General features: G+C 45.6%; 15 protein-coding genes and 1 pseudogene. 6 read left to right on the top strand and 10 right to left on the bottom strand.

Going from position 1 to position 14,929, the window contains the following annotated elements; translation table 11 throughout:
* A pseudogene (locus AC1DU2_RS29270) lies at positions 1 to 193 on the top strand (hypothetical protein); the annotation flags it as partial.
* Between the two features lie 235 nt (positions 194 to 428).
* Entirely contained in the window at positions 429 to 998 is a 570-nt protein-coding gene (locus tag AC1DU2_RS29265) for a dihydrofolate reductase family protein (protein WP_477389023.1), read from the top strand.
* 144 nt (positions 999 to 1,142) lie between these two features.
* Here AC1DU2_RS29265 and AC1DU2_RS29260 read toward each other — a convergent pair whose 3' ends face one another.
* The 5 genes from AC1DU2_RS29260 to AC1DU2_RS29240 all read right to left on the bottom strand — a co-directional run bounded on the left by AC1DU2_RS29260 (position 1,143) and on the right by AC1DU2_RS29240 (position 4,965).
* The gene (locus AC1DU2_RS29260) at positions 1,143 to 1,973 is read right to left on the bottom strand and encodes an SDR family oxidoreductase (RefSeq protein WP_477389021.1); all 831 of its coding nucleotides are present in this window, start codon (positions 1,971 to 1,973) and stop codon (positions 1,143 to 1,145) included.
* 155 nt (positions 1,974 to 2,128) lie between these two features.
* Positions 2,129 to 2,641 carry a nuclear transport factor 2 family protein gene (locus AC1DU2_RS29255; protein WP_477358049.1) on the bottom strand — a complete coding sequence of 171 codons (513 nt, stop codon included), beginning with the start codon at positions 2,639 to 2,641 and terminating at the stop codon, positions 2,129 to 2,131.
* Between the two features lie 69 nt (positions 2,642 to 2,710).
* Positions 2,711 to 3,694 carry an aldo/keto reductase gene (locus tag AC1DU2_RS29250; RefSeq protein ID WP_477389018.1) on the bottom strand — a complete coding sequence of 328 codons (984 nt, stop codon included), beginning with the start codon at positions 3,692 to 3,694 and terminating at the stop codon, positions 2,711 to 2,713.
* A gap of 12 nt (positions 3,695 to 3,706) precedes the next feature.
* Positions 3,707 to 4,102, bottom strand: coding sequence for a (R)-mandelonitrile lyase (locus tag AC1DU2_RS29245; RefSeq protein WP_477389016.1), 396 nt, complete (start codon positions 4,100 to 4,102; stop codon positions 3,707 to 3,709).
* A gap of 11 nt (positions 4,103 to 4,113) precedes the next feature.
* A complete protein-coding gene (locus AC1DU2_RS29240) occupies positions 4,114 to 4,965 on the bottom strand; it encodes an aldo/keto reductase (protein ID WP_477389014.1) in 852 nt (283 codons plus the stop codon).
* A gap of 146 nt (positions 4,966 to 5,111) precedes the next feature.
* On the opposite strand from AC1DU2_RS29240, the gene AC1DU2_RS29235 reads away from it, so the two are divergent.
* The 4 genes from AC1DU2_RS29235 (at position 5,112) to AC1DU2_RS29220 (ending at position 9,619) form a co-directional block, all read left to right on the top strand.
* Positions 5,112 to 6,008 carry a helix-turn-helix domain-containing protein gene (locus AC1DU2_RS29235; protein WP_477389012.1) on the top strand — a complete coding sequence of 299 codons (897 nt, stop codon included), beginning with the start codon at positions 5,112 to 5,114 and terminating at the stop codon, positions 6,006 to 6,008.
* Positions 6,009 to 6,320: 312 nt separating this feature from the next.
* Positions 6,321 to 6,794, top strand: coding sequence for a (2Fe-2S)-binding protein (locus tag AC1DU2_RS29230; protein WP_477358064.1), 474 nt, complete (start codon positions 6,321 to 6,323; stop codon positions 6,792 to 6,794).
* Complete coding sequence (locus AC1DU2_RS29225; RefSeq protein WP_477358067.1) at positions 6,791 to 7,432, top strand: hypothetical protein; 642 nt, start codon at positions 6,791 to 6,793, stop codon at positions 7,430 to 7,432. The genes AC1DU2_RS29230 and AC1DU2_RS29225 overlap by 4 nt, the downstream gene beginning before the upstream one ends.
* Positions 7,433 to 7,462: 30 nt before the next feature.
* Positions 7,463 to 9,619, top strand: a complete 2,157-nt coding sequence (locus tag AC1DU2_RS29220) for a molybdopterin cofactor-binding domain-containing protein (RefSeq protein ID WP_477389010.1) — start codon at positions 7,463 to 7,465, stop codon at positions 9,617 to 9,619.
* Positions 9,620 to 10,063: 444 nt separating this feature from the next.
* Here AC1DU2_RS29220 and AC1DU2_RS29215 read toward each other — a convergent pair whose 3' ends face one another.
* The 5 genes from AC1DU2_RS29215 to AC1DU2_RS29195 all read right to left on the bottom strand — a co-directional run bounded on the left by AC1DU2_RS29215 (position 10,064) and on the right by AC1DU2_RS29195 (position 14,664).
* Complete coding sequence (locus AC1DU2_RS29215; protein WP_477389008.1) at positions 10,064 to 12,517, bottom strand: TonB-dependent receptor domain-containing protein; 2,454 nt, start codon at positions 12,515 to 12,517, stop codon at positions 10,064 to 10,066.
* A 38-nt stretch (positions 12,518 to 12,555) separates the two neighbouring features.
* Entirely contained in the window at positions 12,556 to 12,936 is a 381-nt protein-coding gene (locus tag AC1DU2_RS29210; RefSeq protein WP_477389006.1) for a hypothetical protein, read from the bottom strand.
* A gap of 132 nt (positions 12,937 to 13,068) precedes the next feature.
* Entirely contained in the window at positions 13,069 to 13,497 is a 429-nt protein-coding gene (locus AC1DU2_RS29205) for a hypothetical protein (protein WP_477389004.1), read from the bottom strand.
* Positions 13,498 to 13,561: 64 nt separating this feature from the next.
* The gene (locus AC1DU2_RS29200) at positions 13,562 to 14,002 is read right to left on the bottom strand and encodes a hypothetical protein (RefSeq protein WP_477389002.1); all 441 of its coding nucleotides are present in this window, start codon (positions 14,000 to 14,002) and stop codon (positions 13,562 to 13,564) included.
* Positions 13,999 to 14,664, bottom strand: coding sequence for an RNA polymerase sigma factor (locus AC1DU2_RS29195; protein ID WP_477389000.1), 666 nt, complete (start codon positions 14,662 to 14,664; stop codon positions 13,999 to 14,001). The genes AC1DU2_RS29200 and AC1DU2_RS29195 overlap by 4 nt, the downstream gene beginning before the upstream one ends.
* Positions 14,665 to 14,929: the final 265 nt, after the last annotated feature.

Here is a 14,929-nt window from a genome sequence, read left to right as displayed (position 1 = left end):
GCATATGGCTGCACTGGTGGCGATTCAGTATAATGATGAACTAAGGCTTTACTACGAACGAAAAGTCAACGTCGAAAAAAAGAACAAAATGAGCGTAATTAATGCGGTCAGGAATAAACTTGTGCAGCGCATCTTCTCCTGTGTTAACCAAAACAGAAAGTATGAAAAAAATTATCTTAAATTAGTTGCATAGATCATAGAAATCGAGGCACGAAGCAATCACCTACATGCTAAGTCCCACATAGTTGGGGATTGCTTCGTACCTCGCAATGACGGTAGTTTAGTGCATTCGTTTAACTATATCCGATGCACGTCATAACGATTTTTTGGGCTTTACCTGATAGATACCCGCAATGACGGTCTCGAGGAAATTGTGATAGCCATGCATTTTTAATATCAAATTTATCTATGAACTAATTATAAACAAAATGAGAAAAATCAGGATTTTTGAACATATCTCGCTGGATGGCGTGATTGAACACGACGGAGATTACACCTACGGCGCATGGACTACGCCCTACCGAAGCCCTGCCGGGGCGGCAATGCTACTTGAAGCATACGGGCCAAACTTCGACCTGCTGCTTGGCTGCCACACTTACGACATATTTAGCAGCTTTTGGCCCAATGCCGGAGATTTCCCGATGGCAAACGCCATAAACGCTGCAACAAAATACATTGCAACCCACAGGCCCGGCAGCCTGGAATGGGGACCGGTGAAGCATTTGGGCGATGACGTTATAAAAGCGGTTCGAGACCTCCGGCAAACTGACGGTCCCGACCTGATTGTTGTGGGAAGTTCGACCCTAACGTCTGTATTGCTTGACCAGGGACTGGCCGACGAGGTTGTGCTCATTACTTACCCGGTTTTGCTTGGCCGTGGTAAACGCTTATTAGCGGACAGTATCAACGCCCGGGAACTCGTATTTGTCGACTCGAAAGCCACGCCCACAGGGTTGCTCGTAAACACCTACCGGCACGTTGGACCGTTGAAATCCTGATATTTCATGGCCTCAGGCAGTTGGCCGGACGAGATTATTATTGATTCGTTCGGCCTTACTTTTATGTTGGCAATACTTATGATAAAGCGGCTGCATCATTATATGATACAGCCGCTTTCCTTTATCACATGATTAACGCTTATATCATTGTTTGGGGGCAAGGTCGCCATACCAGTAAGCAGCCGTTACACCGCCGTCCATCAAAAAGTCGCTGCCGGTAATGAAAGCGCCGTCCTGCCCCATAAGCAAAGCACCTAAGTTTCCAACTTCGTCCGGCGTACCGGCTCTTCCGACAGCAGAAATATTGATCATTTTGCGATAACCTTCGCCGCGGGGACCGCTTAGTTCGTCCTTAGCCAGCGGCGTAATGATAATTCCAGGGCTGATCGCGTTTATCCGCGCTCCGCGTTTGCCCCAATTCACAGCTTCGGCCATTACACGCAGTGAATTTCCCCGCTTGGATAATTGATAGGCATGCAATGAATCTTTTACCTGGCCGGGCTGTAAAAAATCCAGACCCAGCAATTCTTCGGCAGGTGTGGTTGCCAAAGCTTTATCCTGTTCGGGGGTTAATGCCGGCAAGCGGTAGCCCGACTGGGACGCGATAACTACACCAGATCCACCGTTCGCAATCACTTTGCCAAACTCTTCCAGTACAACAGCATTGCCATAAAGATCGACATGTAATATAGTTGAAGGCGATGCCTGCGAAGGCGATACACCTGCAGCTTGTATCAACCGGGTTATACTGCCGATTGACGTTGCCTTTTCAACCAATGCCTGTATAGACGTACGGGACGAAATATCAACCATTGTAGTGCTTACTTCAAAACCGGCCTCGCCCAACACTTTGGCGGCAGCGTCGGCATTATCTTGTTTCAGGTCGGCCAGTAAAATATGCTTTCCGGCACTTACTCTGCGTGCAATAGCCTGACCGATGGCACCTGCGCCAATTACTACAATCACATTCTTCATAAATATATCTTTGTTGATGTTAGTTATCTCAATACAAAAGTCCGGCTCGCTTTTATGTTGGCTGTTATACGGATCACCAACCTTGTTGTTGTGTCTCTTCCGCTTGTTAAACCGGTTTTTAGGAGATCACAACGATTCATATATTGCAGATTAAGTTAGTGTTGTGGCTGTGCCGGTTGTGCTAGGTTGGTTTTCATTTTAACAGGCCTTATCAATGTTGAAAAAGTAAGCGAACCCATTTTCCATTTCCCGTTTTCTTTAATGTATACCTCGGTTACCATAAACGCATGCACAACTTCGTTACCACCTACTACCGCCAGCAAATCGATATCGTTTAACAGGATGGCCGTATTACCAAAAACATTTACCGATGCCCCGTAAACTTCGGCTTGTTTATACCAGATGAAGCCACCCTTAATGGTATTCAGTTCCTGGGTTTTACCCCAGCTTCCGCCCATGTGTACAAATACACAGTTCTCGGCAAACAATCCGGTTAATGCATCTACATTCTTATCGGCCATCCATGTCCATTTCGTTTTGGATAGGCCAAGTAGTTCCTGTTCGTCTCTGGTTGTGGTTGTTGATGCCGCATTAGGCAATTTGGCCTGGGCGTTAGCAAGCTGCACACAGGCAATACACAGAAATAGTGCGATAATGGTTACTTTCATGATTTGGGTTTTTAATATTTGGTTGTATGTATTAAGAAATTAGTTTATGCTGTTGTACCCGGCACCGGTTTAACGGTTTACCATTTGTTGTCCCTGTTCGGAATAGCGATGCCCATGCACTTCGATTTGCGACAGGCTATTGCCAATCTCAAGGAGATCTTTGGCGGATAGCTGAATATCAGCAGCGCCCAAATTTTCTTCCAAACGGTGTATTTTTGTGGTACCCGGGATAGGAACTATCCAGGGCTTCTGCGAAAGCAACCAAGCCAACGCAATTTGGGCAGGCGTTGCCTTTTTGTCTTCGGCAATATGGCCAAGTACATCAACTAACGCCTGGTTCGCTTTCCGGTTTTCTTCAGAAAAACGAGGAACCGTGTTCCTGTAATCGCTCTTATCAAATGTCGTACTCCCGTTAATTGCACCGGTTAAAAACCCTTTACCCAGCGGGCTGAAGGGTACGAAACCTATGCCCAGTTCCTCCAGTACAGGCAATATATCTTGCTCAGGTTCGCGCCACCAAAGCGAATATTCACTTTGCAGGGCAGCCACCGGTTGTACTGCATGCGCTTTGCGGATAGAACCGGCACCTGCTTCTGATAAACCAAAATGTTTAACCTTGCCTTCGGCAATCAAATCTTTAACCGTACCGGCAACATCCTCTATCGGCACATTTGGATCAACGCGATGTTGATAAAACAGGTCGATATGGTCTGTTCTCAAACGTATCAATGCGGCTTCAGCAACCGCACGGATACGCTCCGGCCGGCTGTCCAAACCATGGAGCGGTTTGCCGTCCTTAAAGCCAAATTTGGTGGCAATAACCACCTGGTCGCGAAAAGGCTCCAGGGCCTCGCCCAACAATTCTTCATTAGTAAAAGGCCCGTAAGCCTCTGCAGTATCAAAAAAAGTAACACCGCGTTCAAACGCGGCGCGTATTAATCTAATTGCTTCTTGTTTTTCTGTTGCCGGGCCGTAGCCAAAGCTCAGGCCCATGCAACCCAATCCAAGGGCTGATACTTCCAACCCGCTATCTCCTAATTGCCTCTTTCTCATGTTCAGTTTTGTTTAGCCATTGTAGTCGTCGTCAGTAACCTGCTCCAGCCAATCTACCGGTGAACCATTCTCCTTTTCCTGTACAGCAATATGACTCATGGCGGTGGCGGCAGTTGCGCCATGCCAGTGTTTTTCGTCCGGTTCAAAATAAATCACATCGCCCGGAAAGATATTTTCTTTAACGCCGCCCTCCCGCTGTACCCAACCCGCTCCCGCGGTAACAATAAGTGTTTGGCCAAACGGATGCGTATGCCAGGCAGTACGTGCTCCCGGCTCAAATGTTACCAGCGCCATTGCTACACGGGCAGGTGCAGGTGGTTCATTCAATGGATCAATTCGTACAGTACCGGTAAAATATTCGGCAGGCCCTTTTGCCGACGGTTTGGAGCCAATACGTTGAATTTTCATAGGTTTAAATTTTAGTTATTCAATTTTCGCTCTCCCAGCCATTTCACCATTTTCGGATCGCGGTGATCAAAAAAACTGCTGGCATTGGTATCCAATGTTTTAATTTTATCCATTTCATTAGGTGTAAGCTCGAAACCAAGGCTATCCAGGTTTTCGGCCATGCGCTCTTTGCGTACTGATTTAGGAATAGCAACAACACCCCTTTGGGTTAACCAGCGCAGTACTACCTGGGCAATTGATTTATTGTATTTGTTGCCAATGGCTTGCAGCAGCTCATTTTTAAACATATCATTCTTACCTTCGGCAAAAGGCCCCCATGATTCTATCTGCACGTTGTTATCAATCATGAATTGCTGCGCATCAATTTGCTGGTGAAACGGGTGGGTTTCTACCTGGTTAACGGCGGGCACAATTTCGTTATTGATAATCAGGTCAATCAACCTGTCGGGCTGAAAGTTGCTTACTCCGATGGCCCGTATCTTACCTTCTTTGTACAAATCTTCCATCGCGCGCCATTCGCCATATACATCGCCGTAAGGCTGATGAATTAAGTAAAGGTCAAGATAATCCAGCTGCAGCTTCTTCAACGAAGCTTCAAAAGCCTTTTTAGCACCGTCGTAACCGTTTGATTGTATCCACAGTTTGGTAGTAATAAACAACTCTTCCCTGGCCACGCCGCTGCGCTTAATGGCTTTGCCCACGGCTTCTTCATTCATATAGGATTGTGCGGTATCAATTAGCCTGTAGCCGGTTTCAATAGCGTTCACCACACTTCTTTCACATTCTGCCAGATCGGTTACCTGGAAAACGCCAAATCCTAATATTGGCATTTCTACACCGTTATTTAATTTTACTTTTTGCATAAAGATACTTAACAAATACAAAGATGAGGTGTTTCATTTACCCGGATAGGATACAGATTACAGATGTTTCTACCATTATTACCGATTTGCACGCTGGTATGATTAATGCATTGATTAATAATGTAAATTCGAATAAAGAATAGATTATGGACGGCATGCGGCGTTTTAATACGATAAGCGAATACAATGCATTTAATAACAATGAAACCAGGCACCCATTGGTTAGCGTGGTCGACCTGTCAAAGGCTGCCCCCAGGCAAGGCTCACAAATGTATTTTGGCTTTTACATCGTATTTTTAAAAGATGTTAAATGCGGCGACCTGGTGTATGGCCGTAACACCTATGATTACCAGGAGGGCACACTGGTTTTTATGGCGCCGGGACAAGTTGCAGGCGTAAACAGCAATGGTGAGTACTACCAGCCCAAAGGCCATGTGCTGGCTTTTGATGCAGATTTAATTCATGGTACATCGTTAGGCAGGCATATTCAGGACTATAACTTTTTCAGCTACCAATCAAGCGAAGCGCTGCATTTATCTGAAAGGGAAAGGAGCATCGTATTGGATTGCTTTTCAAAAATAAGCTACGAACTGGAACGGGGTATTGATAAACACAGCAAGAGGTTAATTGTATCCAACATCGAATTATTTTTGGATTACAGCGTTCGCTTTTACGACAGGCAGTTCATCACCCGCGACCACGTGTATAAGGGTACCATTGAAAAGTTTGAAAAGCTTTTGAATGATTATTTTTCTTCAGAAAAACCTCAAACAGTTGGCCTGCCATCGGTTGCTTATTGTGCTGATGAATTAAATTTATCAGCAAATTATTTTGGCGATCTTGTGAAGAAAGAAACCGGTAAAACCGCGCAGGAGTATATTCAATTTAAACTTATTAATCTTGCCAAAGAAAAGATTTTCGACGGCGAAAAAACCGTGAACCAGGTTGCTTATGAGTTAGGTTTTAAATACCCGCAGCACTTTACACGATTGTTTAAAAAACAGGTGGGGCAAACACCCCATGAATACCGTTCATTGAATTGAAAACTTATTAAAGTTATATATTAGTGTTAAATCAACATTATTAAGTCGTAAGTCTAATGTTGAATTTTTCCTTTTTCGACTTAGAACTTAAGACTTCGGACTAAAGACAATCCGTCAATTTATCGTTGACACGACATTTAGTGTGCTTCCGGAAAGCGCCAAAGGCATCACCAGCATGAAATTGGTGATTTAGTTGATTACCCAACGGTAACGGCGTTCCGGGGGTGAGATACCGGGACGCTTTTTTGATATTTTTGCAATATCTAAAAATAACAGTCGAAGCTTTAACATTTAATACCAATTATAAATGCTATGATCAACATTAATGTAAACGGAACAGCGCATCAGATTGAGGCAGATCCTAATATGCCGCTGTTGTGGGTAATACGGGATATTATTGGCCTCACTGGTACAAAATTTGGTTGCGGCGTGGCACAGTGTGGTGCCTGCGTTGTCCACCTCAATGGCGAAGCAGTTCGGTCATGTGTAACCAAAGTAAGCCGTGCCGAAGGTCAAAAGATCGTCACCATCGAGGGTTTATCAGCCAACAACAATCACCCGGCCCAGCTTGCCTGGAACCAGGAGCAAGTGCCGCAATGCGGTTATTGCCATTCGGGCCAAATCATGTCGGCGGCGGTGCTACTGCGCGAAAATAACAACCCCAGCGATGCCGATATTGATGCAGCCATGGCCGGTAATATTTGCCGCTGCGGCACCTATCAGCGTATTCGCAAAGCTATTCATACTGCTGCAGAATTGCAGAGAAAGGAGAGCGCCAGCAAATGAAAAAGCAACTAAAAAATAAGCCGCGTTATACAAGCGTCGCAAAAGCCTTTGCTGTAGTTGGCGTATTGTTATCTGCCATAGCTATCATGGCTTTCGGACTAAACTCCGAACCCGAAAAAACAAAGGCCACTCCTATCGTCATCAGGAAAGATAGTGTGGCATCGGTTAAGGCGTTTAAGCAGGTTTACAGCGTTTTGATGAGCGCCCGATGCATGAACTGTCACCCCTCGGGCAATGTTCCTTTGCAAGGCGACGACAGTCACCTGCATACCATGTCGCCCCAAAGGGGCGTTGATGGCAAGGGTGTATATGCCATGAAATGCGCTAACTGCCACCAGGCAACAAACACACCGGGATTGCATACACCTCCGGGCAACCCCAACTGGCATTTGCCCCCGGCCGATATGAAGATGATATTCCAGGGCAGGAGCCCGCGGCAATTGGCCAAACAGATCATTGATCCAAAACAAAATGGCCATAAGGATATGAAAAAGCTGATTGCACATGCTGATGACGGTTTAGTTTTAAGTGGCTGGAACCCCGGCGAAGGCCGTACCCTGCCGCCTATGAGCCACGCAGCATTTAAAAAAGCATGGATAACCTGGCTTACCACCGGGGCATATGCACCAAAGAAGTAATTGACAGCCTAACCACTTAACCAGAATACCATGAGTGTGAGTAACATATCAAGAAGAAACTTTTTAAGGGCGGCGGGCCTTACCGGAACAGCGCTGTTTGTTGGCCTGTATTTTCCGTCTAGCGCCGAAGAAGCTAAGGTTGCTACCGCAGATTCGGCGGTAGCTTCGGATATAGAGATGAATGCCTGGATACATATTGACACGAATGGCAAGGTTACTATTTTCAGCCACCGGGCCGAGATGGGCCAGGGAGCTTACCAATCTGTTCCGCAGATTGTTGCAGAAGAGCTGGAAGTTAATTTGAATGATGTAAACATACGCTTCGCGCAGGGCGACCGTCAAAAATACGGCAACCAGGTAACGGGCGGCAGCTCTACCATTCGTGGTTCGTACAAGAATTTATTGAAATTAGGTGCATCGGCACGCGAAATGCTGATAGCGGCAGCAGCCACCAAATGGAATGTACCGGCAACGGAATGTTATGCCGAAGCCGGGCATGTGATCCACCGCCCAACAGGAAAGAAATTTCATTATGGAGAACTGGTGGAGGCAGCATCTAAGCTGGAAGCACCTAAAGAGGTTGTCCTGAAAAAGCGCTCCGATTACAAACAGATAGGCAAACCGCTTCACCGGCAGGACACCCCATTAAAAACCAACGGTGCAGCCATTTTCGGGTTAGATTTTAAACTTCCAGGGATGCTATATGCGGTAGTTGAGCGCAACCCACGCTTACGCGGAACGCTCAAATCATTTGATGCCAGCGCGGCATTAAAAGTTCCGGGTGTTAAAAAAGTATTCAAAATACAAACGGGTGTTTTTCAAACTTTCAGGGATGGTGTTGCCGTGGTGGCTGATAGCACCTGGGCAGCCATACAGGGCCGCAAAGCGTTAACTATTGAATGGGACGACAGCGGGTTTGAGCACGTGAACACGCCCGATATTTATAAAAAACAAAACGAACTCATTAGTAAAGAAGAAGGCTTATCTGCCAGGAAACAGGGCGATCCGGATGCGGTATTAAATGCCGCCACCCAAAAGCTTGACCTGGTTTATGAAACGCCCTACCAATCGCACAGCGCTATGGAGCCGCTGAATTGCGTGGCTTTTTACCAGCCGGATAAGCTGGAAATATGGGGGCCGATACAGGCACCCGAATGGGTGCAGGATTACATTTGCGCGCAGTTTAAGCTGCCGAAAGAAAAAGTGATTGTTAACATGACCTTTTTGGGCGGCGGTTTTGGGCGAAAGGCATTCATGGACTATCCTCACGAGGCCTGCCTGATCTCAAAGGAAACCGGGACACCGGTGCAGGTAGTTTGGACAAGGGAAGACGATATGACACAAGGCCCTTACAGGGCCGGGATCTCATACCGTTGCCAGGGTGCGCTCAGCAATGGGCAACTTAGCGCTTTAAAGTTCCGGATGGCCGGACAAAACACGGCGCACTGGCAGGGCGGTACTAAAGACAGAGCCAACCGCAGCACTACCGAAGGCTTCCTGGCCCCGTATTATAAAAGCATAAAAGACATTAGCTTTGCCGATGTACCGTTTGAAACACCTATCCCCAATATCTGGTGGCGATCTGTATATGCATCAACCAACGGCTTTGCTTATGAAAGTTTTTTGAACGAAATGGCACACCTTGCCGGTAAAGACCCGCTTGATTTTAGACGAGGTTATTTAAACGAAGAGCGGGAACAAAAACTAATAGATAAAATGGAACAGGTTTCGGGCTGGAAATCGAAAAATAAAGGCGATGGATTTGGGGTTGCCATTACAGAATGCTTTGGAACCACGGTTGGCCAAATTGTTAAGGTATCGAAAAAGAACGGTGAAAAGGTAAAAATTGACAAGGTGTGGGCGGTAGTAGATTGCGGCTGGTACGTAAACCCCGATATTGTTCATGCCCAGGTAGAGGGCGCTATTGTTATGGCGCTTGGTGCTGCTACCACCCATGAAATCACCTTCAAAGATGGCCTGGTAGAACAGCGAAACTTTTATAACTATCCAATGCCCAGAATTAATGATATGCCTTTGGTAGAGGTACATATTATGGAAAATGATGCCAATGCCGGTGGTGTTGGCGAGCCGGGACTACCGCCATTTGCACCGGCACTAACAGAAGCTATTTTTGATTTGACAGGCAAACGCATCCGCAAATTACCGTTTGACATGGCAACCGTATAAAAACGCAATTTAAAACGTTGAATGGTTTGTGATTATTTGTAGTTATGGCACAGCAAAAAACTTAATAAGCAATGCCCGGATATTTATTGATACCCGGGCATTTTTGTATCACCATATTTCGCGTAAAGGATTGGCGTGGGTACCGGCCGGGTGGCTAAGGCCGGTGCAGTATGAACAGAAAGCCTGGCGCCCGCTTCTACCGGCGGCGTACGCTATAATTTATTTAGTAGTAAGTATCGAGTATCAAGACAGCTGCTTTTTTAGTATCAAGTAGCAAGTAGTAAGACAGCTGCTTTTTTAGTATCAAGTAGCAAGTATCAAGTAGTAAGACAGCTGCACTTATAGTATCAAATAGCAAGTAGCATGACAGCTGCAATTTCTTAAGTCCGAAAGTTAAAAATCTTGATACTTGATACTAACTACCTGATACTTCCCCGCTTGCTACTAATTCTTAACCCTCCCCTGCTCGGTATCCGCTCCCGTTTGTTCTTTTTTGCGCTGGCCGGCTACGGCTTTGCCGAAACGAAAACTAAGCGTTAGCAAGGCCGACCGGGTGTCGCCGTGGTTGGTGTAGCTGGCATCGGTAAGGTACAGGTTATTGATGGTACCCCGGTTGATGTTTGTATACAAAATATCATTCACGCTGAATTTAAGGGTTACTTTGGGCGATAGATTTTTTGATACCGCTGCATTTAAAGCGCCCTTACTACCGGTAACAAACTGGGCACTGGTAATACTGCTTTGGTAATTGCCATCAAGCTGCAGATTAAAGCCTTTTTTAAGTTTAAACTGCAAAATGCCCTGCCCGTATACAAACGTGCCTTTGGTATCCAATAAGCCGGTGTAAAAATTACTGCGCGAGTGTACGTGGGTAACTTCGCCATTTACCTGTACAGTAAGCCATTTTGCCGGCTCAAAATCGGCATCAACAGAAAAGCTGCTTACCGTTTTATGGCCGATGTTGCCGGGGCGGCTGTAGTAAATACCGTTTACTATCTGGATGGTTTCGTCCGTATCGTTTTTTGTGTCGCTGTAACTTAGGGTACCGGTAATATGATTTTTGAAAATATAGGCCAACTCAATTTTATTGGCGAATGACGGCTGCAGGTAAGGATTGCCTACGTAGTAAGTAAATTTATCAAGCGGGGAAACAAAGGGGTTCAGGTCCTGGTAATACGGCCTGTCAATACGGCGGCCATAGTTCAGTTGAATTTGGTTATCGGCCAGGCTATCCAGCTTGTATTGCAGAAATAAGGTTGGGAACAGGTTGGTATAGTTACGGTTAAAGGCCGAATCGGGCTTTAAAACGTTGCCCAACTGATGCCCTTTTGAGCTGGTATTCTCCAATCGTAAACCGGCCTGGATGCTGAGCCTTTTAAATTCCTTATTGAAGTTAAGATACGTCGCATTAATGTTCTCCTTATAATTAAAGTGGTTGGTTTTATCATAATCGGGCGTGGTATTGCCGTCTACAGTATTAAAATAGCCGGCCACGTTATCTGTTTGGGTGTAGCTGGTTTTTAAGCCGGCTTCCAGTTTTAGGCCGCCGCCCAGGGGATGCCCGTAATCGGCCTTGCCCGATAGGATTTTAATATTTGAAGGCAGGCTGCCGTTTAAGCTGCTTTGGTTTATTAATGCCCCGCCCGGCAAAAACGTTTGGCTGTCAAAATCCTGCTGGTTGGTGGTGGCGTAATGCAGGTAATCAAGGTTGGCGGTAATATCCGGGCCGTCTTTCTCAAACTCGTGCCGGTAATTCAAGTTCAGGGCTGTGTTTTTAAAGCTGCCCTTTTCGGTGTTTTTCGAAATCACGCTGGAGTCGGGCTGCCCTGCCGCGTTTAACAGGTTGCCCGTGCCTGTACTTAGCAAATACGGATAGCGGGCCAAACCGGTGAGCGCTATGCCAAAGGTTGTATTTGGCGATGCATCATAATCTGCGCCAATAGTAAGCTTGCCGCCATGCCCCTGGCGGCGGTTATAGGTATCCTGGTTAAAACTACCCGTAGTTTGGCCATCGGTATTTTTGTACCGGCGAAAAATGGCAACATCGGCATAACTGTTACGCACGGTGTAAGCCAGGTTACCAAACAGGTTGAGCTTATTTTTGCGATAATTGAAATTAAGGCTATTGTTGGTACGGGTATACCTGGACTGGCCAATGCTTAAACTAAGCCCAAGGTTAAAGCCCCTAACCTGCGTTTTTTTTGTTTTTATGTTGATAACGCCTGCGTTGCCGGCAGCGTCGTATTTTGCGGGCGGGTTGGTCATAATCTCTATTTGTTGCAGGCTGGATGATGGCAGGCTGCGCAGATAATCGGCAAGGGCGGCACCCGACAGGTAGCTGGGCTTATCATCAATAAAGATGACAACGCCCTGCTGCCCTTTAAGGCTGATTGTCCCGTTCTGATCAACCAGTACCCCCGGCGATTTCTCCAACACCTCCAGCGCCGTAGCACCTGCATTGCTAATGATAGCATCTACATTTACCACCGTCCGGTCTATCTTATGTTCGATGTATGATTTTTTACCGGTGATGCTTACCTCTTTGAGCGCAATGTTACCGGTTTGTAAAACCACTTCTTTTAACGCCACCGCCGGTTGCTTATCGCTGATAGCGATAGTATCGCTTTTATAAGGGGCATAACCGGCGGCGGTTATAAACACCTGGTAAAGGCCGGTTTTTAGTCCGTTAAAAACAAAGCAGCCGCCGGCATCTGCCAGTTCGTATTTAAGCACGATAGAATCCTTTACGCCGCGTAGTGTTATGGTAGCGCCATCAGCAGGCTTTTGGGTGGCATCCCGTACTTTGCCGGTTATTTTACCAGTTGCTATCTGGGCTTTTACAAAAATTGGGGCAATAGTTATCCATATGGTTAATATAACCATGATCAGTTTTTTCATTTCAATAAGATAAAAGGGTTTGGTACGGGCGCGCGGCCTTACTTAATTACGTTTTTGCTTAATTGCTGACAGAGCTTTTTGAGGCGCAGCAGGGATGCTTCAGAATTGGTGTCTTTTTCAACCTTAACCAATAGCCAACCGGCAGACGCCCTGATGTAAAAATTGCTGCTATCGCCAAGCGTTACCCGGGTATCTAATTCGTCGGAAGTGTTAAATACGGTTACCGGCTTTAAGGTTTGGTTGATAAAAGCTTCCACCTTTTTAGTTTGATCGCGATTGTAAGAGGCTTCCAGTTTATACATGCTGAATGTCTCGGTTATTTTAACCCTGGTGCGGTCGCCATTATTGGCAATAGTAAATGCAAGGCAAATAGTAATGGATATAATGCCTGTTATAAGTAGATAATAAAACGATTTCATGGTTGGTTAAGTTGAGGGTTGATGGATGGATTTATTAATTAAAGGGCATAGCTTTCCCTGTGCCCAAGATGCGGACGTTTAAAAATGCTACCGGAATTTTGCAGCTGTCTTGATTCTTAACTCTTGACTCTCCTACCTAAGCTTTTTTAACAGGAAGTAATACCCCAGGAACCCCAGGGCTATACTGAATATCATCACGGTGGCGGCGTACAGGCCCGATGGCATGTAAAAGCTGATGACCGTGAGGCCGATGGCGATAGCAGTTAGTATGGCAAACCATTTAAGCGAGTTCTCTTTGCCTTTTTGATTTGCGGGTAATAGTTGGGCAATTACACCTTCGGCAACGCCTTTTTCAACAATGGTGCGTTTTAACCTGTCGTCTAAAAAAAGCTTGATGAGTGTGAGCACAAATGACGAGGCAAGGAAAACGAGGATAATGATCACGACGCTGTGCATCATCTCAAAAAAGGCCTGCTCGTTTGTAAAGGGATCAAATACGGTTTGCGCATTGGCAGTAATACCTGCCGACATTAAAGATATGATAGTGGCTATTTTTTTCATGTTGTTGTTTTTTATCGTTGTAATACCGGATGAGACCGGCAGCCCATGTTTATGTTGCAGTTAATTAATTAAAATCCAGCTTTTTCATCTGATCGTGGTGTTCTTTAATCATGGTATTAAGCATGCCGGCAAATACTGCTATTGCGCTTGCTGTTAAAATGGTGCCAAACAAGGCCGGCAGGTTTTGAAACAGCTGCACCAGGTAAGTGCCAAATAACAACGAAACTGTAAAAAGGAAAACCACAGTGAGGGTTACGCCCAGTGCTGCTATCCACGGAAATTCTGCCTTTGGGGCTGGTAATTGCTGCAGTACCAGGTCGGCAAGGTTAAAATCAAATGCAGGTTTTTGCAAAGTATACATTTGCCGGCCAAGCAGGYGGTAATTGGTCAGTTTAGCGCTGCAGGCAGCACAGCCTTGTGCGTGGTCGGCAATGTCTGCGCCCGCTAACGTGCCTTCCAGGGCATATTGCTGTAATTCATTGTCTGTTGGATGGTAACTACTCATAAATCTTCGCGTTTATAGTTGGTTAGCAGGTTTTGTTTTAATGCCTTGCGGGCCCTGAACAGGTAATTTTTAACGGTACCTTCGGGCAGGTTGGCGATCTGGCCTATTTCGGTATAACTCATTTCTTCCTGGTGATACAGGGATAACAGCGTTTTATAAACTGGTGACAGTTTATCCAATTCGGCATTTAAAATAACCGACAATTCTTTTGCTGATAGCAAGCGCTCTACCTCGTTATCATAACGGCCAACATCTTTTTGTTGCAGTCGCTCAAGCGTTTGCTGTTGCCCGTCGTCATCATCCTGTGCTTCTATTAGTACGACCTTTTTTTTCTCCAGGTAATGCAGGCAGGTGTTGTATGTAATTTGCGCTATCCAGGTTGATAATTTGCATTGAAATTTAAAGCCGGGCAAGTTTTTGTAAACCTTCAGGTAAACGTCCTGTGCTATATCCTTCCTATCGGCAGGCACGGGTATCATCTTAAAGATAAGCTGCGCCACCAATCCTTCGGTATTTTTAATAATGATACCAAAAGCATACCTATCGCCACCCAAAACTCGGGAAACCAGTTGCTGGTCTGGATGCTGATATTCGTTTTGGTGACTCACTTGCTGATTAGACCGGGCTATCGCATAAAGGTTGCAATAATTTTTTAGTATCAAGTCGCAATTGTATCCTTAAGTCCGGAAATCAAAAATCCTGATGCTTGAGTCCCGCTATTTGGCATTGATTGGCGAGGCTGAATCTCTAAATCATCAAATGACCCAAGATCGTTTTGGCAGCTGTTAAATAGTTAAAAATTCCTCATTCAATCAGCTCCAAATTTTCAACTTATCAATATAGTGCATATATTAAAGGCTAATATGGTTGCTCATGCAGATACCCACAATGTAAACCTGAAACGTTATGCTTAACTTTTATGCCCTA

The sequence above is a fragment of the Mucilaginibacter sp. P4_C11 genome (genome assembly GCF_056402115.1).
The sequence above is the reverse complement of the archived record's forward strand: the minus strand, read 5'-3'. Positions and strand labels throughout refer to the sequence as shown.

What these genes read in the sequence shown, in the direction of transcription:
- AC1DU2_RS29265 (WP_477389023.1), top strand. Translation starts at nt 429, where the DNA reads ATGAGAAAAATCAGGATTTTTGAACATATCTCGCTGGATGGCGTGATT.
- AC1DU2_RS29260 (WP_477389021.1), bottom strand. Translation starts at nt 1,973, where the DNA reads ATGAAGAATGTGATTGTAGTAATTGGCGCAGGTGCCATCGGTCAGGCT.
- AC1DU2_RS29255 (WP_477358049.1), bottom strand. Translation starts at nt 2,641, where the DNA reads ATGAAAGTAACCATTATCGCACTATTTCTGTGTATTGCCTGTGTGCAG.
- AC1DU2_RS29250 (WP_477389018.1), bottom strand. Translation starts at nt 3,694, where the DNA reads ATGAGAAAGAGGCAATTAGGAGATAGCGGGTTGGAAGTATCAGCCCTT.
- AC1DU2_RS29245 (WP_477389016.1), bottom strand. Translation starts at nt 4,102, where the DNA reads ATGAAAATTCAACGTATTGGCTCCAAACCGTCGGCAAAAGGGCCTGCC.
- AC1DU2_RS29240 (WP_477389014.1), bottom strand. Translation starts at nt 4,965, where the DNA reads ATGCAAAAAGTAAAATTAAATAACGGTGTAGAAATGCCAATATTAGGA.
- AC1DU2_RS29235 (WP_477389012.1), top strand. Translation starts at nt 5,112, where the DNA reads ATGGACGGCATGCGGCGTTTTAATACGATAAGCGAATACAATGCATTT.
- AC1DU2_RS29230 (WP_477358064.1), top strand. Translation starts at nt 6,321, where the DNA reads ATGATCAACATTAATGTAAACGGAACAGCGCATCAGATTGAGGCAGAT.
- AC1DU2_RS29225 (WP_477358067.1), top strand. Translation starts at nt 6,791, where the DNA reads ATGAAAAAGCAACTAAAAAATAAGCCGCGTTATACAAGCGTCGCAAAA.
- AC1DU2_RS29220 (WP_477389010.1), top strand. Translation starts at nt 7,463, where the DNA reads ATGAGTGTGAGTAACATATCAAGAAGAAACTTTTTAAGGGCGGCGGGC.
- AC1DU2_RS29215 (WP_477389008.1), bottom strand. Translation starts at nt 12,517, where the DNA reads ATGAAAAAACTGATCATGGTTATATTAACCATATGGATAACTATTGCC.
- AC1DU2_RS29210 (WP_477389006.1), bottom strand. Translation starts at nt 12,936, where the DNA reads ATGAAATCGTTTTATTATCTACTTATAACAGGCATTATATCCATTACT.
- AC1DU2_RS29205 (WP_477389004.1), bottom strand. Translation starts at nt 13,497, where the DNA reads ATGAAAAAAATAGCCACTATCATATCTTTAATGTCGGCAGGTATTACT.